This is a genomic window from Flavivirga algicola, from assembly GCF_012910715.1.
Classification (GTDB): domain Bacteria; phylum Bacteroidota; class Bacteroidia; order Flavobacteriales; family Flavobacteriaceae; genus Flavivirga; species Flavivirga algicola.
The window spans coordinates 1-23,633 of the sequence record NZ_JABBHF010000006.1; the positions used below are offsets into that span (position 1 = coordinate 1).

20 protein-coding genes and 1 pseudogene are annotated in these 23,633 nt (G+C 32.0%); 7 read left to right on the forward strand and 14 right to left on the reverse strand.

Annotated elements, in window-relative coordinates:
* Positions 1-999 (forward strand): IS110 family RNA-guided transposase (locus tag HHX25_RS11135; protein WP_169673153.1); only part of this gene is annotated, 999 nt, incomplete at its 5' end.
* A gap of 326 nt (positions 1,000-1,325) precedes the next feature.
* Here the strand turns inward: HHX25_RS11135 and HHX25_RS11140 are convergent.
* On the reverse strand, positions 1,326-2,207 hold the full coding sequence (locus HHX25_RS11140; RefSeq protein ID WP_169673155.1) for a Kelch repeat-containing protein: 882 nt from the start codon (positions 2,205-2,207) through the stop codon (positions 1,326-1,328).
* A 135-nt stretch (positions 2,208-2,342) separates the two neighbouring features.
* Here HHX25_RS11140 and tnpA point away from each other — a divergent pair, with 135 nt between their 5' ends.
* Both tnpA and HHX25_RS11150 read left to right on the forward strand, forming a co-directional pair.
* A complete protein-coding gene (tnpA, locus tag HHX25_RS11145; RefSeq protein WP_169673157.1) occupies positions 2,343-2,792 on the forward strand; it encodes an IS200/IS605 family transposase in 450 nt (149 codons plus the stop codon).
* A gap of 333 nt (positions 2,793-3,125) precedes the next feature.
* Positions 3,126-3,425: pseudogene (locus HHX25_RS11150) on the forward strand (transposase); the annotation flags it as partial.
* Between the two features lie 14 nt (positions 3,426-3,439).
* Here HHX25_RS11150 and HHX25_RS11155 read toward each other — a convergent pair.
* From HHX25_RS11155 to HHX25_RS11180, 6 genes are all read right to left on the reverse strand, one after another.
* Positions 3,440-4,030, reverse strand: coding sequence for an FEKKY domain-containing protein (locus HHX25_RS11155; RefSeq protein ID WP_169673159.1), 591 nt, complete (start codon positions 4,028-4,030; stop codon positions 3,440-3,442).
* 145 nt (positions 4,031-4,175) lie between these two features.
* Positions 4,176-4,874: a hypothetical protein gene (locus tag HHX25_RS11160; protein WP_169673161.1), complete on the reverse strand. Its 699-nt coding sequence runs from the start codon at positions 4,872-4,874 to the stop codon at positions 4,176-4,178.
* Between the two features lie 154 nt (positions 4,875-5,028).
* Positions 5,029-5,691 carry a DMP19 family protein gene (locus tag HHX25_RS11165; RefSeq protein ID WP_169673163.1) on the reverse strand — a complete coding sequence of 221 codons (663 nt, stop codon included), beginning with the start codon at positions 5,689-5,691 and terminating at the stop codon, positions 5,029-5,031.
* A 267-nt stretch (positions 5,692-5,958) separates the two neighbouring features.
* A complete protein-coding gene (locus tag HHX25_RS11170) occupies positions 5,959-6,486 on the reverse strand; it encodes a hypothetical protein (RefSeq protein WP_205958035.1) in 528 nt (175 codons plus the stop codon).
* A 193-nt stretch (positions 6,487-6,679) separates the two neighbouring features.
* Positions 6,680-10,438, reverse strand: a complete 3,759-nt coding sequence (locus HHX25_RS11175) for an N-6 DNA methylase (RefSeq protein ID WP_169673165.1) — start codon at positions 10,436-10,438, stop codon at positions 6,680-6,682.
* Positions 10,438-10,653, reverse strand: coding sequence for a helix-turn-helix domain-containing protein (locus HHX25_RS11180; RefSeq protein ID WP_169673167.1), 216 nt, complete (start codon positions 10,651-10,653; stop codon positions 10,438-10,440). Before HHX25_RS11180 ends, HHX25_RS11175 begins: the two co-directional genes overlap by 1 nt.
* A gap of 140 nt (positions 10,654-10,793) precedes the next feature.
* On the opposite strand from HHX25_RS11180, the gene HHX25_RS11185 reads away from it, so the two are divergent.
* On the forward strand, positions 10,794-10,997 hold the full coding sequence (locus HHX25_RS11185) for a hypothetical protein (protein WP_069831116.1): 204 nt from the start codon (positions 10,794-10,796) through the stop codon (positions 10,995-10,997).
* A 256-nt stretch (positions 10,998-11,253) separates the two neighbouring features.
* Here the strand turns inward: HHX25_RS11185 and HHX25_RS11190 are convergent, their stop codons facing one another.
* The 5 genes from HHX25_RS11190 to HHX25_RS11210 form a co-directional block, all read right to left on the reverse strand.
* The gene (locus HHX25_RS11190; protein WP_169673169.1) at positions 11,254-12,435 is read right to left on the reverse strand and encodes a THUMP-like domain-containing protein; all 1,182 of its coding nucleotides are present in this window, start codon (positions 12,433-12,435) and stop codon (positions 11,254-11,256) included.
* 9 nt (positions 12,436-12,444) lie between these two features.
* Positions 12,445-13,533: an AI-2E family transporter gene (locus HHX25_RS11195; protein WP_169673171.1), complete on the reverse strand. Its 1,089-nt coding sequence runs from the start codon at positions 13,531-13,533 to the stop codon at positions 12,445-12,447.
* 104 nt (positions 13,534-13,637) lie between these two features.
* Entirely contained in the window at positions 13,638-14,138 is a 501-nt protein-coding gene (locus HHX25_RS11200) for a TrmH family RNA methyltransferase (protein WP_169673173.1), read from the reverse strand.
* A gap of 235 nt (positions 14,139-14,373) precedes the next feature.
* Complete coding sequence (locus HHX25_RS11205) at positions 14,374-14,706, reverse strand: hypothetical protein (protein WP_169673175.1); 333 nt, start codon at positions 14,704-14,706, stop codon at positions 14,374-14,376.
* A 6-nt stretch (positions 14,707-14,712) separates the two neighbouring features.
* Positions 14,713-15,369 carry a DUF4159 domain-containing protein gene (locus HHX25_RS11210; RefSeq protein WP_169673177.1) on the reverse strand — a complete coding sequence of 219 codons (657 nt, stop codon included), beginning with the start codon at positions 15,367-15,369 and terminating at the stop codon, positions 14,713-14,715.
* A 40-nt stretch (positions 15,370-15,409) separates the two neighbouring features.
* On the opposite strand from HHX25_RS11210, the gene HHX25_RS11215 reads away from it, so the two are divergent.
* Complete coding sequence (locus HHX25_RS11215; RefSeq protein ID WP_169673179.1) at positions 15,410-16,138, forward strand: DUF1223 domain-containing protein; 729 nt, start codon at positions 15,410-15,412, stop codon at positions 16,136-16,138.
* Here the strand turns inward: HHX25_RS11215 and HHX25_RS11220 are convergent.
* Together HHX25_RS11220 and tsaD are read right to left on the reverse strand one after the other, a co-directional pair.
* A complete protein-coding gene (locus tag HHX25_RS11220; protein WP_169673181.1) occupies positions 16,133-16,840 on the reverse strand; it encodes a 16S rRNA (uracil(1498)-N(3))-methyltransferase in 708 nt (235 codons plus the stop codon). The two genes, HHX25_RS11215 and HHX25_RS11220, sit on opposite strands and share 6 nt — an antisense overlap.
* A 55-nt stretch (positions 16,841-16,895) precedes the next feature.
* Positions 16,896-17,918: a tRNA (adenosine(37)-N6)-threonylcarbamoyltransferase complex transferase subunit TsaD gene (gene tsaD / locus HHX25_RS11225; RefSeq protein ID WP_169673183.1), complete on the reverse strand. Its 1,023-nt coding sequence runs from the start codon at positions 17,916-17,918 to the stop codon at positions 16,896-16,898.
* A 185-nt stretch (positions 17,919-18,103) separates the two neighbouring features.
* Here tsaD and HHX25_RS11230 point away from each other — a divergent pair, with 185 nt between their 5' ends.
* Positions 18,104-22,480, forward strand: coding sequence for a translocation/assembly module TamB domain-containing protein (locus tag HHX25_RS11230; RefSeq protein WP_317169084.1), 4,377 nt, complete (start codon positions 18,104-18,106; stop codon positions 22,478-22,480).
* Between the two features lie 158 nt (positions 22,481-22,638).
* Complete coding sequence (pfkA, locus tag HHX25_RS11235; RefSeq protein WP_169673185.1) at positions 22,639-23,625, forward strand: 6-phosphofructokinase; 987 nt, start codon at positions 22,639-22,641, stop codon at positions 23,623-23,625.
* The last annotated feature ends 8 nt before the right edge of the window (positions 23,626-23,633 follow it).

Consider the following 23,633-nt stretch of genomic DNA (forward strand, 5'->3'; position numbering starts at 1 on the left):
GACATTCACAAACGTAGTTGGAAGGTTCATTGTGCCACAGATTTATTTACGGGCAAAACTTTTGCCATGCCCCCCAAACCAGAATTATTAAAAGATTATGTGGATAGGCATTATTGGGGTTTAGAGGTATCTACAGCCTACGAAGCAGGCTGCTGTGGCTATTATTCGCATCGTGTTTTTGTGGGTTATGGCTGGCGATCATTAGTAGTCAACCCCGCAGATATCCATAGAAAAGGAAAAGAGAAGTATACTAAAACAGATAAAATAGATGCGCAATTAATAGCAAGGGAATTAAAGGATAACAGACTAGAGAGCATCCATATTCCCGATATAGAACGTGAACAATTACGTAGTTTATTTAGACGCCGCAATGATTTGGTTAAAGACTACCGTCGTATAAAAAGTCATATCAAGATGCAATTACTTTATTTTGGGATATCTATCCCAGAGCGATTTGATAACGATCATTGGAGTCATAAGTTTAGAAATCGGTTGGATGGTATTGTATTTGAATACCCTACAGCAAGAGAAACCTTGTCCAGTAGGCTGCGTTCTTTTAGGTTTATCGACCAAGAGCTACGGGATATCTCTACAAAGATACGTGCCTATTGCAGAAAACATTACAAGAAAGATTATTACTTATTGCGTAGTGTTCCAGGGATAGGCGGTATAGTTGCCTGTGGTATTATAAGTGAGTTAGGAGATCTACGACGTTTTAGATCTATAAAACATTTAGCGGGTTATGTAGGTATAGCACCAGGGATTCATCAAAGTGGGGATAACCAACGGCACACAGGCATAACCATGCGGGCACACCGCTTAATGCGGAGTTATTTTATAGAAGCTTCCTGGCAGGCCATACGGACCGATCCAGTGATGCAGGTCTATTATAGAAAGAACGTGAAAACAATTATAATAGAAGTAGCCAGAAAGCTATTAAGTAGAACATTAGCAGTAATAAAAACAGAAACACCTTATACTATAGGTGTTGTAGAATAATATAAAACAGATAACAAAGCTCAAAAAAGAAGCATAACTTGTATCGCAAAACAACGAGGGTAAACCTTAAATAGAGGTATCACATATTTATAGCAAGTGAACAGGTTTATTATAGCTTAAAATCATAAAGATGCTGGTGACGACCAAGATTTAGAGTTGATCACATATAGGATGCGGAGCAGGTTATATGGTATTGAAATATTGATAGTCCTATCGGAATTATTAACATTACAACACCTCAAAATCAACATAATGAGATAATTAAAAAAATAAATATTAACTTAGGAGAATTGGACTAGTACTTTTCATAGGATACGTTGTTGTAATTAGTTTTTTATTTTAAGTTCAATAACATCATTCATTGAATCCCAGTTTTGATCTTCTCTTCCTCCTAATAAATAGATTTTATCTTTATAACCAAAAGCACCATAATTATAATGTCTTCCAGTTACTAGGTTATTTAAAGATTCTAAATATTCATTAGTTTTTGGATTATATTCATATATCTTTTTTATCGCTTTAGAAACTTTTCCTGAGTTTTCTTGACCAGAAATAAAATATAATTTATTATTCAAAACGAGTCCTTCTTGAGCTCCTTTTACGTATGGTTTAAATTTATCCAAACTAATCCACATATTTTTTTCAGGATTGTATTTATACATTACTCTAGGGTAATTATCCCAAACATAAAATTCATCCTTATATTTTAAGGAATTTGGTGATTGAATACTTCTAGGCATGGTGGCTCCTTCAGTCCATTCTTTAGTTTGTGTATTATATATTTGTACATTATTTAATGACATAATTTTGGGATGTAGCTGAGGACAATAACCTCCCATAACATAAATACTTTGTTTATGAGTTTCGACAGTAGTCCAGTATAACCCAATTGGCAAATTAAATGATTCTTCCCATTCATTCTTAGTTATATTATATACTTGTATTAAATCTCTATTTTTTTCAGACGAACCAATTAGGTATATTTTATCATTAACTAAGACTGAAGTTGTAGTTGGTTGTGATTTAGGTATAACATTTACTTTACTCCAAGAGTTACTTTTAATATCATAAACACATACATCTCCGTGGTTGTTATCTTCATTTCCATATCTGTTTCTATGATTATCTAGAAAAGCATATATTTTTCCGTTATAAAGTTCTGCTCCAAAATCATATTCAGAAAAAGGCATATTTTCTTTTCGAGTCAAGTCAAATGTTAAATTCTTACTTTCAGGAATAAATTTAATCTAAAGAATTCCTCGCAGCTTGCTGCGGGGTAAAGAGGAAAAGTTTGAAAAACGGATGGTTTTTCAAAACACTTTGAAAAAGTGTATATTGGATTTATGAGTGATCATATCTACAAGCGGCATAATAAAAGTTTATTGTTATACCATTTGGTCTGTCCAATAAAATATCGACGATCAATTTTAACAGAAGCTGTAAGTAAAAGTGTTGTAAAAACATGTTCGGAGATAGAATTTAGATATGATATATATTTTGTAGAGATAGGATTAGATGAGAATCATGTACATTTTTTAGTTCAGAGCGTACCTATGTATTCTCCAAAGCAAATAATTCAAACTTTAAAAAGCATTATAGCCCGAGAAGTTTTTCGACTTCATCCAAATGTCAGAGATGAATTATGGGGAGGTCAATTTTGGTCAGATGGCTATTATATTAATACTGTTGGTCAATATGCTAATGAAGAAGTTATAATAGCTTACCTAAAAAATCAGGGGAAACAAAAAGAGTATAAACAGATTCATTCAAATCAATTACGGTTGTTTGAATAATTCTGATGCCTCGTCAGCTTGCTGCGGGGTAGTTCATTACTTCTATTAAATTCAATTTTATTTGAGTTTACTATTCCTTTTTTCGATTTACATGCTGTAATCACGAATAATAGAAAAAGACTTAAAAATAATATTGTTTTGTTTTTCATAATTAATTACAACGTTCGATGTATGATGTGTTGCGTTAAAATCCGCAAGGATTTTCAGATTGAGAAACGAAGATAGCAAACTTGCGAGGATTTTCCGAGAGGAAAATCAGAAGCAATGAATTATAGCCATTGTGTCTATTGCACAAAATCATGCTAAAGATAGATAAAATTCGTATTTTGTTATATGCAAGGCAAGAAAGATTACCAAGAAAAATTGTTTGCTCAATTTCAGTTAAGCGAGCGTATCCCCAAGGCGAATTTTTACAGGCAATTAAAGGCTGTTTTGGATCTAGAATTTCTATATCCATTAACCAAGGTCTATTATGGTTCAAGTGGTCAAAAGAGTATCGACCCCGTTGTGTTCTTTAAACTGTGCTTGGTAGGTTATCTGGAAAATATCATCAGTGATCGGCAACTCATCCAGCATAGTAGTATGCGCTTGGATATCCTGTATTTTCTGGGCTATGATATCGACGAGGAACTTTACCCAACGTTTTTTTAATTGTTTTCTATTAGTTTATATAAATCAGATTCTTTTTCAATATCAGATATTGATTTATTAAAATCCTTTTTTAGATATTCATTAACCAATTTGTTATAGCATTCCTTTTCAGATTGGATTGTACAACCCATTCCGAAAGTTTCAATGTTATATTGTTCTTTTAGTGTTTTCTCTAATCCTACATTATAACCAATTCCGAACTGAAAATATTTGATTTCTCCATTTTTTAAATCAGTCGCAAATCGTTTTTCCATTTCTTCACAAGTTTCTATTTCAGAGTACTCGTAATATATTTTGTTAATCCTTACACTCTCATAAATCCGCGGAAATATGTATAAGTTTAATGCCAAACTTATTCCAAATACTCCAAACATAATTTTGGTCAGTAGATTTTTCAGTTTTTTATTAAAAAAATAAAGTACTAAGCATAAAATTCCAATTCCGAAGAATCTCTTGGCATATTTTAATTCAGTAGAATCAAAACTTGTCTCAGTCAATTCGTTGTTGTGGTTGTAATACAGCAATGCGAAGCCTGAAATTACTAAAATCGAAAGTATGTATTTTGTTTTAGGCTTCAATTTTTTCAAATGTTGGGTAACGGCTACGTATAAGAATAGTTGCGTGGTTTGGTACCTAATTTAGCAAAAGTTGGCGAACCAGAGGAAAATCCGCAGGATTTTCCGAGTTGGAACAGACCGAGCAATTATTTTTATACAATGTTAGCGGTAGTTTTCATTCGTTCATTTTGATTTTATGTTCAGTATATTTCAAAGATTCGATGTCCGAAATATTAAATCCTTGTTCAGAAATATAGTCCACATTTTCTTTCATTGAAACTTGAATTTCTTTTTTAATTGTCAGGTTTCCATATTTTTCATAAGATTCTGGTAAATAGATGGAAAATGACTCTCCGTTTCTAAAAGTTCCGATTTGTGTATCGCCATATTCGTTTTCGGGGTCTAAAAAGAACAAGTAATCTTCTTGTGAATCAGTTTTATTTTTAGAAAATCCGATAGAAAGTTCGGGAATCGCTCTATTTTCCTCATATCCGCTTAACCAACCAACAAGATTGTGATAAACATAAAAGCTAATCGATTTGTCAACTATTATAATTTTCCAATTTCCATATTCAGCAATTCCGAAATTGTATATTTTGTATTCTTCATTTCCTGAAAGCTCACCATATTCTTTAATTCCTTTGAGAATATAACTTTCAGTTGTACTTTTTGTAAGTATAAATCTGTTGTAATCTTCGCTCTTTATTTTCTTTAATGTTCCGAGAGTTGGCTCTTCTTTTTCAGAAGTGTTGTCCTTAGCTTCAAAATTATTTGTATTTTGACTGATTACATTATTTCCCTTTTTTCCTCCAAATTGATTGAAAAGAATAAAAATAATTACAAGTGCGATTACGCCTATTATTATGTACTTCATTCGTTTTTTCAAATTACCGCTAACGATTTGTGTAAGAATAATGCGTTTTGAGAGAGGCTGATTTTTCAAAGGAAAATAGGACGCACTCAAAACAGCACTGTTCATTGATTCTGTAATAAACTTACGCATTATTTTTACACGTTGTTAGCTGTAGTTATTTTTTGTGAATTTCCTCTCCGTTTTCATTGATACAGAATTCTTTGGGATTTTTTTTAGCATATTCTTCAATTTTAAGCATAGTAGATTCATTTAGGTCTAAATACTTAGCGTCAAAAGCTGTTAAAGCACCTAAGGATACAATTTTTTTATATTCTTCAGGAATCTTAACCTCGTTAATAGATGATTTGTCATTTTTCACATAATAATTCTCTGCTTTTTTTAATAGAGACACTAATTCATCATCACCAATATATTCTAATCCGGTAATTATAGTAGGTATATACTTCCCATATCCATTAGAAAAAAATTGTTTAAATCCACCATTCGTAACTTGTCCATCTAAATACCACCAATAATAAATAGCCTTTTGTCCAAAAGACAAATTTTGACCCTTTGTGAGTTCATTTGATGGGTTTTCAATATATAGAGACAAAGGTTCTAAAATATACCATCCAAAATCAGTTCCTGTTTTTTCAAAAAAAGTTTTTTCATTTAATTTAGGTCTAAAGTGTTTACTCTCTTTAAATATCCAATATGGATTTTCCATTTGTTTTATTTCTTTAGATTTTTCTTTTGATTCAATTTTAGACTTCTTATTGTTACAAGAAGTTAGTGAAAAAAAAATAAGAAGAGTTAATAGTATTAATTTTGAATTCATATTATATTGATTTACGTTTTTTGTTTTCTGACTTAAGCTAGGTCGTTTTATTGATATTCAGTTTTTAAAATTTATCCATAATCTCTTTTTTTTCTTATCTTTTGACTTTAATATGTTTGCTAACAGGTTTTAAGAACTATGTGGGGTTACAGCTAACGGTTCGTGTAATAATAGTTGCGTGATTAAGCAACTAACTTAACAAAAATGGAGCGAATCAGAGGAAAATCCGCAGGATTTTCCGAGTAGGCAAGAACCAAGCAATTATTTTTACACTTTGTTAGGTGCAGTTTTTTCTATTTTTTTTCTTTTTAAATTCAGGTTATAGGTGAAATTTAAGAGTCCTTCATTGATTGGTCGAAATTTTTTGTTAGTCAGAATAATATGTGGGTTTATGGTTAGCCTGCCTTTTTCTCCACCAATCCCAATGAAAGGAACAAATCTTAAAGTCCAATTGTCAAAGTCCGTATATGTTACTAATTCAGTTCCAATTGCTATTCCCATTAGATTCATAACTCCACCTATTTTGGGTCCAATAATGAACTTTTCTGTGTTTAGTCCGATTTCAGTTCCTATTCCATATTGAAATCCGCCTCCGTGCAGTCCTCCATAGCTTGCTTTGTTAATTCCGATATCAAGAAGATGAAAGTCTCTTTCATTATGGTCTCCAAAACTATAGTTATATCCAATTCCTAGATTTAGAGATTCATAATATCCATAATCTCTTTCCTTTCGGTTTTGTCCAAATCCGAAATTTATTAAACTGATTAAAAATAAGATGGTTATTCTAGTGTTCAATTTCAAGTTCTGCTTTTCAAATTGCACCTAACGGTTTGTATAAGATGTCGTTGCCATCCCGCAGGGTGGCTATGCATTTTATACCTTGTTGTATGCCGTTTTTATTTTATTCATTTCGTTTTTAGTGTTGGGGAGAAAGCTCTTTGCAACCGCAGGTACGAGGATTGAAATGTGCTTGAACTTGCGTTGGCTTTTATAAATACTTATCCAAAACAGCTTGTTTTCTTTCGGCTATATTTTCAATAACTTTTTGCGCTTTCTCGATTATTTTTTCTTGTTTAATAATTTCTTTTTCCAATTCCGTTTGTGTTTTAATATCTGGCACTTTTATTGAAATTCCCTTTATTCTGTCAGTTGAAGCTCTATGACTTCTTGAAAATCGTTTTTCTTTTCCAGCTTCATTTAATGCCCAAGTCAAATATCTTGGATTTACTTCTTTAGTTTTTATTCTGATTACACCACAATGGTCAGTTGGATAGAATTTATAATTAGCAGGAATGTAGTTAACCATCCAATCTCCATCAATTCCCCAAAGGACAGAAGGTTCTGAAAAGTCCTTTATAAATAGTTTATCAATTAGTCCAAAAGGCTCAAATACATTTGCACTAAATATTGGAATATTCGCTCCAGGTGTATCGACTTCTTTCTTTAAAACTCTTCTACCGATAAAAGCATCAAAATCTGACGAGCTACTTAACTTGAATGTTTTGTCAGCAATTGACGAAGCCCTTTTGAAACTTGATTCAATGGTATCTTTAGCATTTTGAATACTGAGAATTGCTTTATCTTTTTCAGTATCAATTTTTTTGCATTCAGAAACGATTTTACTCTGAATATTACTTGTTGGAATTGGTATTTTCAAACTTTTAACTCTATCTGTGTTTAAGTTTTTTACAACACCACCAATTGCTTTACCAACAAGTATGTTCTGAATTTCATTACTCGTTAGTATTTCGTACAAATAGTCTTTATCTAATTTTGATGAAATTTCTGATAGAATTAACCAACCATCGTGTACGCAACCATCTATTTTTAAAATATATGGACGACCAGCACTCATTGAATTTGAAAGGATAAATGTTCCTTCTTTTATGAATCGAGACTTTAAAGCACCTTCTTTAGTTATTTTTTGTTCTGTTGATGTAACATATTTATCTTCTGGTGAAATATCTCCAATTTTTATCCAGTTAATTCCATCAGCGGATTCAGTCAAATAATCATTGATAGGTCGAGGTGAAGCACCTCTTTGAATGTCCATTAGATTTTCCATCTTAACCAGTTCCCATTTAGAATTGATTTTCAGCTCAACACTTGGATTAAGAGATATTTGCCTTGAAAAATCAGTACGTGTAAAGTTGAGCATATTGACCAAAGGGCTTATGCTTACAAAATTTTCAAGTTCAGATTTAACAGCAACAGGTGCATTGTTAAAAGCATTATTAATGATTGAATTAATTTTGTTTTCACTATTTCTGTCATCTTCGTGATATAAAGGTGTTAAGTGTTTTCCGTTATTATCTTTATATAACTTAATGCCTTCACTACCTTTTGCCGAACTCCATTCGTAACCTAAAAAGTTTTTATTTGCTTTGTTGTCACTTGGTGCTTTAACAATTACTACGTCAGTTGTATTTTGACTTGCAATAACATAGTAGTACAGTTTTTCCTTTTCAATATTAGTTAAGTATTTAAAAAACATTTCATCAAGTTCCTTTTGTTTATCTCCTTTGGATAATTTTTTGAAACTTGATTGTTTCTTTTTGTTTTTTGTTGATGTGAGTTTATTAAAAGCATCAAGGTATTCTACAAACATTTCTACTTTTAATAAATTACTATTTGGTTTACCTTGTAATAACGTTTTGTAGTCTTCAAAATCGATGTCAATATGTTGACAGTAACTTTCTATAAAATGTTGGTCGTCAAACACTTTTTGCTTTTTTGTGTCACCACTAAACCAATCATTTACTCTGTTTTGATAATGAACTGCCTGTTCAGGTTCGTTTCCTTTTCTTCTTAAAAATAGAGTAACTGTATTCGTTCCAGTTTTACCGAAAGTTCCAGAACCAAATTCAGAAATTGAAATAATATCAAAATATTTTAATAGAATACTTCTAGTTTCAATATAAGTACTGTCTCCATTTGATAAAATGGAAGAAGGAACGATTATAGCACCAACACCATTTGGACCTAACATTTGTTTTGCTCTTTCTATAAAAAAGCACTCAATTGAATTATTTGTTGGTATTTGTTTGCTTGAAAGTGTATTTAAAAGTTCATAACTTTCTTTACTATCTTGGTCTAAAGTACCAAGAAAACCTTTTACACTATAAGGTGGATTTGCAACTAATATTTGATAGTCGTTTGCTTTAAACTTGTCTAATTTTGCTAAAGCATCTGCATAAGTAATATCAATGTTGTCTTGACCATACATAAAAGCAGAAACTTTGGCGACTTTAGATAATCGATATTCTTTTTCTATTCCGTGTATTGCTTTGTGATATTCTTCTAAACTAACCTCTTTATTTTTTTCAATAAAAGGTCTCATTTGTGAAGCCAACTCATTTAAAAAGTGTCCTGAACCACAAGCATAATCAATTGCTTTAGGTATTTGTTGACTTTCATTTATCATTTGCTCTAAAGGAAGCGATTGAATAATAAATCTTGTTATTGGCATTGGTGTAAAAAACTGTCCTTCGGATTGTTTTACACCACCATCCAAAAAGTTTTCAAACATATCTCCCAAAAATTGATTTTTAGAAGAACTTGTAATTTTCGTGTCTTGAAAAAGACGCACAATATCAATTAAAACTTCTGCATTTTCATAAAACAATCGTTCATTGTGAACGTCAATAAATGCGAAGTCGTTGTTGGTAAAGAATTTTAATTGTCTGAAATAGCTTTTAATTGTTTCTCTTGTAGCATCTGGGTCATTTTTAAATGCCCAAAATGCCTTGTCTATTTGTTGATTGTCTATATAGGTAACATCTTCTTTAAGGAAGATATTCATTCCAGTTTGATACAATTTTTGTAAACGGTCTTGAAGTTCAAAAGGTGTATCGTAAGCAATTCCTTTCCAGTAAAATTGTAAGTCGTTTGGATTGTTTTTTTCATCAACAATTTTGCATAAAAACAGATTAACTAATTTATCAAAAGCATTTTCTCGACCAGAAACATTGTACTTTCTTAAAATTGTTGCAAAAGCGTGATGTTTACTTTGTTTTGTTGTGCTATCGATTAAACTTAAGTCGTCAATTGTATATTTTTTCTTTCCAATATTATAGGCTTGAATATCTTTTTCAAAAAGTCCTTTTGTCGTATAATCTTTTTGATAAGTATTTTTCCAAACTCTATGTAAATCTTCTCGAACTTTAGCGTCTTTAAAACTTTCTAGTTTTAGGTTGTCTTCTAAATATTGTTCGTTGTCTTGAAGTGTAATTAATCGATAATTTGGCTGTACTTTACCATCAATAAAATCGGAAGCGTAAAGACAAAGAAAAGAAGCATCTCTTTCTTGTTGTGCATATCCAAAAAGTTGACTTCCGTTTTCTAAAGTTTCGTTCCAATGCTTTGCGAATTCAGTTCCTGCATTTTTACATTCGATAATCAGTAAAGATTTTCCTTTGTTATCTTTTACTAAAATATCTGCTTTTCCACCACTTGCTCCGTGTCCAACTTTCCATTTAGGTTCCAATTCCAAATGTGCTGGATTATAGCCTTGTTCAAGTAGTCTGTTTACGCATTCGAGTACTACAAAATTTTCTTTTGAAGAAAAATTACAAGTTGTTTTGTCGTTTATTTTAAATCCTTTTTTTTCAGGGTAATAAATAGCTTTTCTCTTAAAATCTACTTTAAGGAAACAATCATAGGATTCAAATTTTTTAGTGAACAAATCTCCTTTTGATGAAAAACCAAGGTTTTCTAAAACTTCTTTTAAATTCTTTGTTGTTATCATTAGTTTTCCAACTTTAAATCGCTAAATACCTCTTTAAACATTTCTCCAGGATCAATGTCAATTGCTAAGGCAATTAAATACAATTCATCTGCTCGAAGTTTTGTCGATTCATTTGAAGTCAACTGTGAAAGCCGTGCTTGACTGATTCCAGTCCGTCTGGAAACCATAGCTCTATTCACAGATTTTTTTGTTAAGTATAGCCCTAAAGAAGTCATAAATCTTTCGAATTTGTTGAGATAAATTTAACTCTTGAAAAGAAAATTATAGAATTTCTAAAGTTTTATTTTGAATTTTGATAGACTTTAAATAGATTTGTTTAGAAATTCTAAAGAATACTTTTCAATACTTATAGATTATGAGCAAAAGATATACCAAAGCCGATTTAGAGGAGATTGTTTACAAGCAATTAGAAAATCTAAATGCAATGCACGATTTATTAGGAATTATGAAATTCCAAAATGATTTGATTCACAATATAAATCAAACGTTAAGAGAAGAAATTGGTCAATTCAAAAAACAACAGGTGATGTATCCGACTAGAAGAAAGACAAAATCGTAATGGTCAGAAGTGGTGGAAAGATTAAGCTCTTTTGGTTTTCAGCTTTGGATTGTGTGGTGGCAAAAACCAAATGTGCTTAATGTGCGGTTGGCTTTTCCGTAATGGCATACAACAATAATATAAAGGATATATGTCCTTTATATCCCATATATGTTTATTTACAAATCTAGGGGATTTCTGGTTAACTTAAAATTATTTATTTTGGTTCAAGTAAATGTTTTGGTTATTGATTTAGTAAGAAGAATAAACCCTTTTTCTAATTGACTTTAGTAGAAATAATCACCATTTTATTGTTATCAATATTTGTGGTAAAGAACAAATAAAAATCTCCGCCTTCCTTAATATTCAACTTTTTTCGAATTTGTTGGACCGTTTCAGGAAAATTTCTAATCGTAATATTTGCTTTAGAGATCCCAATTTTTTTTAATGCCTTTTTATTATAAGGGATTATATTTTCAATTTTAAAAGACCTGCCAGGGAAGTCGATTAACGCATCGTTGGTATATAAATGAGTGTGTTTGTGAAGCTTGTAAACGTTAAGTTTATTGCTGATGGCATGAAACGCACCCGCTTTTAAAATGGCACTATTAGGTTCGTATAAATAAGTTAGTGGTTGGTGGTATTTTGATTTTAAAGCTTTTTCTTTAGCTAATGTAAAATGAAAATATGTTTTTGTATCCTTTTTAATATTTACTGTTACAATACTGATGTCGCCTTCAAAGCCATTTTGTAAGCTCCAAAGCAATTCTTTTACTTCGTTATTTACAGCGACGACATGAATGGTTTTAACAAACTTCAGTTCATTTATACCGATTGATAAATCGAGTAAGGGCGATGTTTTAATCAGAATATTTTTTGAGTGTTTAAATAGCAAATCAAGATGTTCTGGAACGTTAGGAAGACAATCATTTAAAAAGAAGACTTTTCCTTTGCTATTATGTCTTCTGGAAGGGTCTATATAAATCCAATCATATGTTTTTTGTGAAGCGTTTAAATAATCGATACCGTCTATGTTTTTAACGAGTATATTATCTGTACCTAGTTGTTTGTAATTATGAGCGACAATATTTGATAGGTTATTATTTATTTCACAATGTGTAACAGCTTTAAATACTTTCGAAAAAAAATAGCAGTCTACCCCAAAACCACCAGTTAGATCTATGATGGATGCGCCGTTTATTAAATTGGCTTTGTGTTTGGCTGTTATTTCTGAAGAGGTCTGTTCGATATTTAACTTATTGGGGTAATAAATGTCTTTGGAATGGAACCAGGTGGGCAGTTTTTTTTCACAACGCTTTTTTGCTTCGATTTGTTCAATAATGGTTTTAGCTTCCACAGAAGGAAACAGGATGCCTTTTAACAGCAAAGTGGCCACATCAGAATTTAAATGGGCGTTTATAAACTTTTGTATTTCGGTATTTAAAATAGCGGTATTCAAACAGTGAAGTTATAGATCTTTAGTAAGTTTCTTTACAATCTTGTTTTCAGATAAAAACTCCTTTAAAATAACTTTTATTGCTGTATAGGCTGGAACAGCAATAATTAAGCCGATAACACCAAACAATATACCAGTAATTAAAATCACTAAAAATATTTCTAATGGATGTGATTTAACACTTTTTGAAAATATGATGGGCTGGCTACCAAAATTATCAACCAACTGTCCGATCATAAATACAATAAATACCCAAAATGTTTTGGGTAAAATAACGTCACTAAAACTCTCGCCAAGATTACTTGTCATGGTTAATGTTATCATTAATAACGCTCCAACTAGTGGTCCTACATAGGGAATAAGATTTAATAAAGCACATAGAAATGCAATGACGATGGCATTTTCAACACCTATAATAAGGAGACCGATTGTGTAGATGATGAATAAAATTAATATTTGAAAAATGAGTCCTACAAAATATCTGGAAAGTAGATCTTTAATTTTGTTTGATGATTTTTTCCAACGAGACTCTTTGTTGTCTGGTATGAAGGTTAAAAGACCATTTTCGAATAAGCGACTATCCTTTAAAAAGAAAAAAGAAATAAAAAGTACAGAAAACAAACCAATACTAAAGCTGCCCAAACCACTAACTACCGAATTTAAAAAATTGGGAATCAATGAATAGTCTATTTTTGATAATAGGTCAGATTCTTTAATAGATTGTTCTAAATCTATCTGATGTAGATCAAAATAATTAATAATTTCTGCATACAAATTTTCAATATTGATCTGCAATTCGTCAATATTTAATAAAGACAAATTCTGTCCTTGTTTTATAACCAGTGGAATAAATAAACCTACCAAACCTAAAAACAGCCCTAAAAGAAATACCATTGTGACTATAACGGCAATGGTATTTTTAAACTTTAAACGATGTTCTAAAAAGAGAACAATAGGCCGTCCTATTAACGAAATAACGGCAGCAATAGCCACATAACCAATAACAGATTGTATTTGGTATAAAAAGTAAAGCACTAAAGCTATACCTAAAATAATAGCTATGGCTTTTAAAATACCATTAGAAATTGTGTTGGAATTCATAAAAATAGATTCATTTAGTAAATATAATATTATTTGTCATTGTAAGGAATGAAGTGACATGACAATCTTCTTATTAAATGGTAGTTGGAGGGGTAGTTAATTAATTAAAGAAGCTGCTTCGTTAGTTCATAAAGCGCAATATTGGTTGCCTGAACCACGTTCATGCTACTGTTTTGACCAAACATGTCTATATGAATACTAACGTCAGACAAATCTAAAATAGCCTCAGAAACCCCAAAATTTTCATCGCCAATAACCAAAGCGATTGGTTTTTTATCTGAAAATTTAAAGTTATGAATGGGCTGGCTGGCATCTGTGATTTCTAATGAAATAATTTGATAACCATTTGTTTTAAGGGTTTTAACTGTCTCTGAAGCTGATGATACAATTTCATAATCAACAGATTTTTCGGTTGCTCTCGACGTTTTTGTCATTTTACGACCAAGCGGAATATGTTCCCCACAAAGAACAAGTTTTTCAACTCCAAAAGCATCAGAAACTCTAAACAAACTACCTATATTTGGTGCATTCGTGACATTGTCGCACACTAAAGTAATAGGGAAGGAGCGTTTAGAAAAGTTTGTATTATAGTGGGTGAGTTGCATTTTTAGTATTCAGTATTTGGTGTTTGATTGGCCGTATTCGGTGTCCAATTAAAGTGTTCGTGGGAAATTTTAAATCAGTCTTTGTGTAACGGGATAAAATCAATTTTCAAAAGCATATTTATCAGTATTTGCCTCATTTTGAGAGTCTCTATCTACTCTTGTTAGGATCTATATAAAAAATGAATTCAATAACAACCGATAGAAGGTTCTTCATAGTGTTTTAGCACGAGGTTAATTATTTTACCATAGACCTATTAAATAAGCTTGTTTTTTTATTTTGATCCATCCAGATTCCTATAGGAATAGTTGCGCTTAATGTACTAATAAATCCAAAATCCCATAGTAAGACGGTAACTACAATTGCAATTAAAACACCTCCAATAAGAACAAGCTTGTTAGGTTCAGCATGTAATCTGTTAATATGTCTTTTGGTATGATTTCCACAATGTTTACAACGTTCATTGATTTCATTTTTGCCATATTCCTTCAAAAAGGCATACCTGTCTGAAGCAGATGTTTTTAAGTAATTCTCTTTCTTACAAGAACTGCAATAGTAACTTAATTTCATATTAACTTAGTTTTCAAAAGCATATTTAACAATATTAGCGCCCATTTTAAGTGCCTTTTCTCTAACATCTGCAGGGTCGTTGTGTACTTCGGTGTCTTCCCAGCCATCTCCCAAATCACTTTCGTAAGTGAATAATAATACAAGCCGGTCGTCTTGAAAAATTCCAAAAGCTTGAGGGCGTTTACCATCATGCTCATGAATTTTGGGTAGACCCTTCGGAAACTTGTAAACCGTATTGAATATTTTATGGTTGGCAGCGAGTTCAATTAAATCTTTATCAGGAAATACTTTTTTAAGCTCTTTGGTTATAAAAGGTTTCATGCCATAATTGTCGTCTATATGCAGAAACCCACCAGATATTAAATAGTTTCTTAAATTTTCTGCATCTGCTTCACTAAAAAATACATTGCCATGCCCTGTCATGTGCAATAAGGGAAACTGAAAAATATCAGCACTACCTACCTCTACAGTTTGTGGTTTGGATGTTATTTTGGTATTTATATTTTGATTACAAAAAGCAATTAAATTTGGTAATGCAGTCGGATTACCATACCAATCCCCCCCACCTTTATATTTTAAAATTGCCAGCTCTTGAGCCGTGCCATTTGCAGTTAAAAAAAATACACCAAATACAAGCGCTTTTGTAAGATTTTCGATTTTCATCCAACTAAGTATCATAGATTCAAAAATAAAAAGAATTGCTATGCAAAAGATACTTTTAACTATAATTATATCATCACTTGTATTTAAATCAGAAAAAACAGAACCATTTAAACCTCTCGTTGTTTTAGAATTGTTTACGTCTCAAGGTTGTTCGAGTTGCCCACCAGCTGATGATTTATTAGATGAAGTTAAAAAGAAATATTCTGATAAAGAAGTGATTGCTTTATCGTATCATGTAGATTATTGGAATTATATCGGTTGGAAAGATCCTTTTAGCAAGAAAACATTTAGTAATAAACAGCGCGCTTATGGGCATAAGTTTAATACAGGTTCTATTTACACGCCGCAAATAGTAGTAAACGGCAAAGAACATTTTGTTGGTTCTAGCAAAAACATAATGACTGTAAAACTTAATAGCTATTTAAATAAAACACCCGTAAATAAAGTTAGCCTTAGTCATATAAAGAAAGCGAACGACAGGTTTTCTTTCGATTATAAAGTAGCAGGTACTATTGATAAAAAAACGCTGCGAGTGGCTTTGGTTATTAGTGAGAGAATCACTTCCATTAAACGTGGTGAAAACCGAAACAGAACACTTAAAAACACCAATATTGTTGTTGAAGAAGTGTATCTAAATCTAGATTCTGCGAATGGAAAAACAAGTATTGTTATTCCAGATTTGGTCAAACAAAGTGATAAATTATCTATTGTGGCGTTGGTACAAACTGAAAATTTAGATATTACAGGAGGCAGTCAGATAAAACTATAATTCATTTATAAAAGCTACCGAATGACAAGCAACAATAGCGGCTGTTTCTGTACGTAATCGGGTATCCCCTAAAGTAACGGGGATAAAATTATTTTGAAGGGCCAGTTCGATTTCTTTAGTAGAAAAATCACCTTCGGGTCCTATTAAAATAGTAATATCTTGTTGTGGTTTTAGTGCTTGTTTTAAAGATTTTCTGTCCGTTTCCTCACAATGCGCAATAAATAAGTCGCCATTAAAATCCTGATCCAAGAAAGTTTTAAAGGGAATGGCATCGTTTAATTTAGGCAAATAACAATTTAAAGACTGTTTCATAGCCGATTGTAAAATACGCTCAAAACGTTCAGGTTTAATGACCTTACGTTCACTGTGATCGCAAATAATAGGCGTGATGCAATCGATACCAATCTCGGTAGCTTTTTCCAAAAACCATTCGTAACGATCGTTCATTTTTGTTGGAGCTACAGCTAAATGTACATGATAATCTTTTTTTGGTTGTAGTGATTTAGATACGATAGTAGCCACACACTTATTAACATTTGGGATGGTGATTTCAGCAATAAATAACGAGCCAAGTCCGTTCGTGATATGCAAAGTATCTCCGATATTTTTACGCAATACCTTTACAATATGCTTACTTTCATCTTTAGGAAAAGTAAATTGTACTGTACTTTCTGTTATATCGGGATTGTAAAATAATTGCATATAGCGAAGATAAAAATGATTTCTTATTCTAAAACTGATTACTGAACACTGCAAACTATATCTTTAACCTAGCAGAAGCCGTAATATTCTGTTCAGCAAAATCACCTTCCAAATATTTTAAATACCCCACAATAGCTATCATGGCCGCATTATCGGTAGTAAATTCAAATTTTGGGACGTAAGTCGTCCAACCAAATTTTTGTTCACCGTCTTTTAAGGCTTGTCGTATCCCAGAATTAGCAGAAACACCACCTCCAATGGCAATTTGTTTGATACCTGTTTGTTTGGTTGCTAGTTTTAATTTATCGATTAAAATACCAATAATCGTGTATTGTATAGACGCACAGATATTATTAAGGTTTTCTTCAATAAAGTTAGGATTCGCTTTTACCTCGCGTTGAACAAAATAAAGAATAGCTGTCTTAAGCCCAGAAAAGCTAAAGTTTAAACCAGCTACTTTAGGTTTGGTAAATTGATATGCCTTAGGGTTGCCTTTTTGCGCACGTTTATCAATTTCTGGCCCAGCAGGATATCCTAAACCTAATATTTTTCCACTTTTATCATAAGCTTCCCCCACAGCATCGTCGATGGTTTCACCAATAACGGTCATATCAAAATGACTTTTCACTTCAACAATTTGAGTATGCCCACCAGAAATAGTCATTGCAATAAATGGAAACGATGGTTTATTAAAACCTTCTTCATCTATAAAATGTGCTAAAATATGCGCTTGCATGTGGTTAACATCTATTAAAGGAATGTTTAATCCATAAGCAAAAGATTTAGCAAAGGAAGTCCCTACGAGTAAAGAGCCCATTAAACCAGGACCACGCGTAAATGCCACAGCATGTAATTGCTCCTTGGTTATCCCTGCTTTTTTTAGAGCTTGATGTACAACAGGGACAATGTTTTGCTGGTGCGCCCTAGAAGCTAATTCTGGCACCACACCACCGTATTCTTCATGTATTTTTTGGCTTGCTATAACATTGCTTAAAATTTTGCCGTTGTGTATTACAGAGGCAGCAGTATCATCGCAAGAGGACTCAATTCCCAGAATGTAAATATTTTGTGAAGACATTAGTAAATATTAGGCACAATAATTGTTAATTTTGAAACAGAATAAAAATCTAATCAGTAATTTTTATTCGTAAGTACAAAAATAGGGTATTCTTAATTCAAATTATAATTTAAAATAGTATCAAAAAGATCTTAAAAATAGTATCAAAGGTAGTCGGCATTCTTTTGCTGCTTTTCATCATCTTGGTGCTGGTACTTTCTATACCCTTTGTTCAAACGAGTTTAGGGAATTATGCTACAAAAAAGATAAATGAAGATTTTGGAACTAATATAAATATTGATAAAATTGGTTTGCAGTTTAATGGCGATGTAGAACTTAAAAACATCTACATTGAAGATTATAAAAAAAACGCCCTTATAATCATAGCAGAATTAAATACCTCTATTTTAAATTTTAGAAATTTATCTAATGGTAAATTAGAATTTGGAGATATTGATATTATAGACATGTTTTTTAATATAAAAACATATGAAGGTGCTAAAGATACTAATCTGGATGTTTTTGTTGCTAAGTTGGAAGGGGATAACCCAAAGAAAGGGGATGGTAGCTTTTTATTATCGTCTAGTGATGTGTCTATTTATAATAGCGTTTTTGAATTATCGGATGAAAATAAAGAAAGCGCAAATATCCTTCACTTCAATAATTTAAATATAAATGCCACTAATTTTTTAATTAAGGGAAGTGATGTAAGTGCTAGGATTAATACCTTGTCCTTTGTTGACGATCGAGAACTGGTTATGCAGAACCTTATGACAGATTTTGCATATACACTTACAGATATGACGTTTGCTAATCTTCAAATAGAAACTCCAGGTTCTACTTTAAAAGGGGGTCTTAAATTTTCTTATGATAGAAAAGATTTACAATTCTTTACAGACAAAGTTTTGGTATCTGCAAATTTTAAGGATTCAACTGTACAGTTGGATGAACTCAATACATTTTATAACGAGTTTGGCGCTAATCAGTCTGCGAAATTCAGTGTTAACTTATCGGGCACTTTAAACGATTTACAAACCAAGAACTTAAAATTAAATACGAGTAGAAATACAAGGGTTTACGGCGACATCCATTTTAAAAACTTGTTTAATAAAAAAGCAGACAATTTTTCTATGAATGGGTATTTTAGAAACCTATCGTCAACCTATAAAGATTTAAAAAGCTTACTACCTAATGTTTTGGGAGAGGCTATACCGACCTCATTCGATAGGTTGGGTATGTTCATCATTGTTGGTAATTCACAAGTCACCTCCTCAAAAGTTATTGCAGATATTGAAATAGTTACAGAACTGGGGTTTATCGATTCTAATTTAGAAATAGCAAAAATTAATGATATTGATAATGCTTCATACAAAGGGAACATCATTTTTGAACAATTTGATTTTGGAACATTCCTTAATGACCCAGCAGTTGGTAATGCCTCTTTAAATTTTGATGTAAACGGTAAAGGCTTTGTTGCAGAAAATATTAATACACAGGTAAGGGGAGATGTTTTTGAAGTTGACTATAATGATTATAATTATAAGGGAGTTAAGGTTGCCGGGAATGTTAGAAATAAAATTTTTGATGGTAACCTGACTGTTAATGATAAAAACTTAAAATTGAATTTTGCAGGACTTGTGGATTTTTCTGAAACTGTTAAGAAATACGATTTTGAGGCCAATGTTGATTACGCGAATTTAAAGGTGTTAAACTTCGTGAAGAAAGATAGCCTTTCCATCTTTAGAAGCCGTGTTAAAATGAATATGAACGCTAGTAATTATGATGATGCTTATGGTAAAATTTCTTTTAGGAGGACCTCTTATAAAAATCAAAACGACAGTTATTATTTTAATAAACTAGACGTGCTATCTCGATTTGAAGGCGATACCCGATTTATCGAATTTAATTCTCCTGATATTATTGAAGGTGAGCTACAAGGGCGTTTTGTATTTAAAGATTTAAGGAAGTTATTCGAAAACTCATTGGGACATATCTATACCAATTATGTTCCACATGAGGTAGCGACAAATCAAAGCATAGATTTTAATTTTAAAATTTATAATAAGATTATTGAGGTCGTTTACCCAGAAGTTGAACTTGGTAAAAATACGTTCATCCGAGGGCGTGTAGAAAGTGATGAAAAAAACTTTAAGCTCACATTTAAGTCACCAAAAATTAGATTGTTGGATAATTTTGCCAGTCATATTGATTTGCAAGTAGATAACAGCAATCCGCTTTTCAATACATACATAGAAATAGATAGTTTAAGTACAGAATACTACAATGTTTCTAAATTCAATTTAATTAACGTAACAGTTAATGACACGTTGTTTATGCGTTCTGAGTTTAAAGGAGGAAAGCGTAATAATGACAGCTATAATTTAAGTTTTTACCATACTATAAATGAAGATAATGAATCGGTTATAGGCTTTAAAAAATCTGATGTGACCATTAAAAATAATAAGTGGTTTATTAATGAAGATAAGAATAGGTTTAATAAAGTGTCGTTCAATAAAGACTTCACCAAGTTTGATATCGATAGGTTTAAAATTAATCATAACAATGAAGAAATTAAACTTTCAGGCTTTTTACGGGATTCAACCGAAAAAGATTTAAAACTAAACTTTAAAAATGTTGATTTAGCAAAAATAACACCAGATATAGATAGCTTGGCATTAGCAGGTAACGTAAATGGTAAACTGGATATCCTTCAAAAGAACGGGAATTATTTACCAAACTCTTCAATTATAATCGACGATTTTAAGGTTAATGATTTTTTATTAGGCTCATTTGATGCTGCCATAACTGGAAATAAAACGCTTACCAACTATAAAATGGATGTCATCATTAAAAATGATGTTTCAAAATCGTTTAGCGCCATAGGAGACATTAATGTTAAAGGTGAGCGGGCAACCATAGATGCTAATTTAAACTTTAATGATTTTAATTTAGTGCCTTTAAATCCGTTGTTAGAAGATGTTCTGACGAATATACGTGGACAAGCTTCGGGAGATGTACATGTAGTGGGTAAACTTAATCATCCAGATATCAATGGGGATTTAACTTTAGATCATGCAGGTCTAGGTATTCCATATCTTAATGTTGATTACGATTTTAATAATAAGGCTTCCGTTACTCTAAAAGATCAGCGTTTTATTTTTAACAAAATACAGCTAAAAGATACCAAGTACCGCTCTAAAGGAGAACTCAATGGTTCGTTAAGCCATGTGAATTTTTCAAATTGGAGTCTGGATTTAGACTTAAAAACCCCTCGGTTATTAGTCTTGGATACTAAAGAAACAGAAGATGCTTTATATTATGGTACTGGTTTTATAGGGGGGAGAGCTAGTATTTCTGGACCAACAGAGCAATTAGTTATCGATGTTATAGGAGCTACCAAGCGCGGTACTGTATTTAAAATACCACTTAGTGATGCAGAATCTTTTGGAGATAATACATTTATTCATTTTATAACAAAAGAAGAAAAAGAAGCCAGACGAAAAGGTGAAGAGGTTGTTTTTAATGAAATAAAGGGATTGGAGCTGGATTTCGATTTAGATCTCACAGAAGAGGCCGAAGTTGAAATTATTATAGATAAAAACACAGGACATTCATTAAAAGGACGTGGACGAGGTGGATTATTAGTTGAAATTAATACTAATGGTAAATTTAAGATGTGGGGAGATTTCTCTGTATTTGAAGGTGTCTATAATTTTGCCTATGGTGGTTTAATTCAGAAAGAGTTTATTGTGCAGCCTGGTGGAACCTTGGCTTGGAATGGTGATCCATTAAACGCCATCATGAATATGAATGCTATTTACAAAACGCAGGCTAACCCCTCACCGTTATTAGATAACCCCATAAACAGAAGTATTCCAGTAGAGTTGAATATTAGTTTAAAAGGAGACCTGGAAAAACCCGATCCAGATTTTAGTTTCGAGTTTCCCAATGTGAACTCGACTATTAAGTCTGAGCTTCAATACCGATTAGAGTCTGCAGATGATAGGCAAAACCAAGCACTATACTTAATATCTACAGGTGCTTTTTCTAGAGGGTTAAACGAATTAAATTTTTCTGGAACTATTTCAGAACGACTTAATGGTATTATTAGTGGTATTTTTACAAATGGGGATAGTAAACTTAACTTGGGTGTCAATTATGAAGCGGGCCAAAACAGACCAGACTACCAAACAGACGATCGCGTTGTTGCTACCATACAAACACAAATTAGCGATCGGGTACTTATAAATGGTAAAGTAGGGGTGCCAGTAGGCGGTGCAGGCGCAACAGAAACCGTTATTGCAGGAGATGTAGAAATTGATTTTCTATTGAATGAAGAAGGCACATTAACAGCTAAAGTGTTTAATAGAGAAAATAGTATTAGAAATTTTGGTGAAGCCATAGGGTATACTCAGGGCGTTGGACTTTCATATAATGTCGATTTTGATACTTTTAAAGAACTGCTTCAAAACTTCTTTAAAAAATCTAAAAAAGAAGAAATTGAACCACAGGAAAAAACCGATGCCCAAGATGCAAGTGCCTTGCCAAATTTCATTAAAGTAAAACCTTCTACACAAAAATAAATTATCATTTTTTTGTAATATTTATAGTTGTTTTCTTAATAAAATAAGTTTTTTATTAACTAAAACGTTATAGTTCAACTACTAAAATTAAAATAAGATAAATGCTTATAGATATGTGCGTTTAGTTTACTAATTTTACGTATAAATTATAAAGTTTAATGCCAAAAGCAATAAAAAAAGTAGCCGTTTTAACCTCAGGAGGAGATTCTCCAGGGATGAATGCGGCCATTCGTTCGGTTGTTAGAACATGTGCATATCATAATATTGAATGTGTAGGTGTTTATCGCGGATACGAAGGTTTGATAGAGGGCGATTTCAAGTCTATGGACGCTCGTAGTGTAAAAGGAATCATAAACAAAGGAGGTACTATCTTAAAATCTGCACGCTCTAAAGAATTTAGAACTGTAGAAGGTAGGCAAAAAGCATTCAAACAATTAACTGATGCTAATGTTGATGGATTGGTTGTTGTCGGTGGAGATGGTTCTTTTACAGGAGCACTTATTTTTAATCAGGAATTTGATTTTCCAGTAATGGGAATACCAGGTACTATAGATAATGATATTTATGGAACATCCCATACTTTAGGATTCGATACAGCTTTAAATACAGTTGTAGATGCTATCGACAAGATTCGTGATACTGCAAGTTCTCATAACAGATTGTTCTTTGTAGAAGTAATGGGACGTGATGTAGGTCATATCGCTTTAAATACAGGTATTGCTGGTGGTGCCGAAGAAATACTGATTCCTGAAGAAGACTTAGGACTGGATAGACTGGTAGACTCACTAAATAAAAGTAGAAAATCTGGTAAAACTTCAAGTATTGTTATTGTTGCTGAAGGTGATAAAATAGGAAAGAATATATTCGAACTTAAAGATTATGTAGATGAAAACATGGAAGGTTACGATGTTCGAGTATCTGTTTTAGGTCATATGCAACGTGGTGGTGCACCATCATGTTTCGATCGCGTTTTAGCAAGTAGAATGGGAGTCAAAGCAGTTGAGTCTTTATTAGGAGGAGAAACAAATTATATGGTAGGTTTATTAGATAATAAAGTAGAATTAACACCATTAGAAAAAGCCATTAAAGGAAAGTCAAAAATTAACTTAGAACTATTGCGTGTCTCAGACATCATGAGCACTTAACATTTATA

Excerpts from the sequence above, each read along its gene's own strand:
- HHX25_RS11165 (WP_169673163.1), bottom strand. The coding sequence starts at position 5,691 with ATGAATTCAAAATTAATACTATTAACTCTTCTTATTTTTTTTTCACTA.
- HHX25_RS11195 (WP_169673171.1), bottom strand. The coding sequence starts at position 13,533 with ATGAATTCCAACACAATTTCTAATGGTATTTTAAAAGCCATAGCTATT.
- HHX25_RS11180 (WP_169673167.1), bottom strand. The coding sequence starts at position 10,653 with ATGACTTCTTTAGGGCTATACTTAACAAAAAAATCTGTGAATAGAGCT.
- HHX25_RS11185 (WP_069831116.1), top strand. The coding sequence starts at position 10,794 with ATGAGCAAAAGATATACCAAAGCCGATTTAGAGGAGATTGTTTACAAG.
- HHX25_RS11175 (WP_169673165.1), bottom strand. The coding sequence starts at position 10,438 with ATGATAACAACAAAGAATTTAAAAGAAGTTTTAGAAAACCTTGGTTTT.
- HHX25_RS11220 (WP_169673181.1), bottom strand. The coding sequence starts at position 16,840 with ATGCAATTATTTTACAATCCCGATATAACAGAAAGTACAGTACAATTT.
- tsaD (WP_169673183.1), bottom strand. The coding sequence starts at position 17,918 with ATGTCTTCACAAAATATTTACATTCTGGGAATTGAGTCCTCTTGCGAT.
- pfkA (WP_169673185.1), top strand. The coding sequence starts at position 22,639 with ATGCCAAAAGCAATAAAAAAAGTAGCCGTTTTAACCTCAGGAGGAGAT.
- HHX25_RS11205 (WP_169673175.1), bottom strand. The coding sequence starts at position 14,706 with ATGAAATTAAGTTACTATTGCAGTTCTTGTAAGAAAGAGAATTACTTA.
- HHX25_RS11200 (WP_169673173.1), bottom strand. The coding sequence starts at position 14,138 with ATGCAACTCACCCACTATAATACAAACTTTTCTAAACGCTCCTTCCCT.
- HHX25_RS11210 (WP_169673177.1), bottom strand. The coding sequence starts at position 15,369 with ATGAAAATCGAAAATCTTACAAAAGCGCTTGTATTTGGTGTATTTTTT.
- HHX25_RS11160 (WP_169673161.1), bottom strand. The coding sequence starts at position 4,874 with ATGAAGTACATAATAATAGGCGTAATCGCACTTGTAATTATTTTTATT.
- HHX25_RS11215 (WP_169673179.1), top strand. The coding sequence starts at position 15,410 with ATGCAAAAGATACTTTTAACTATAATTATATCATCACTTGTATTTAAA.
- tnpA (WP_169673157.1), top strand. The coding sequence starts at position 2,343 with ATGAGTGATCATATCTACAAGCGGCATAATAAAAGTTTATTGTTATAC.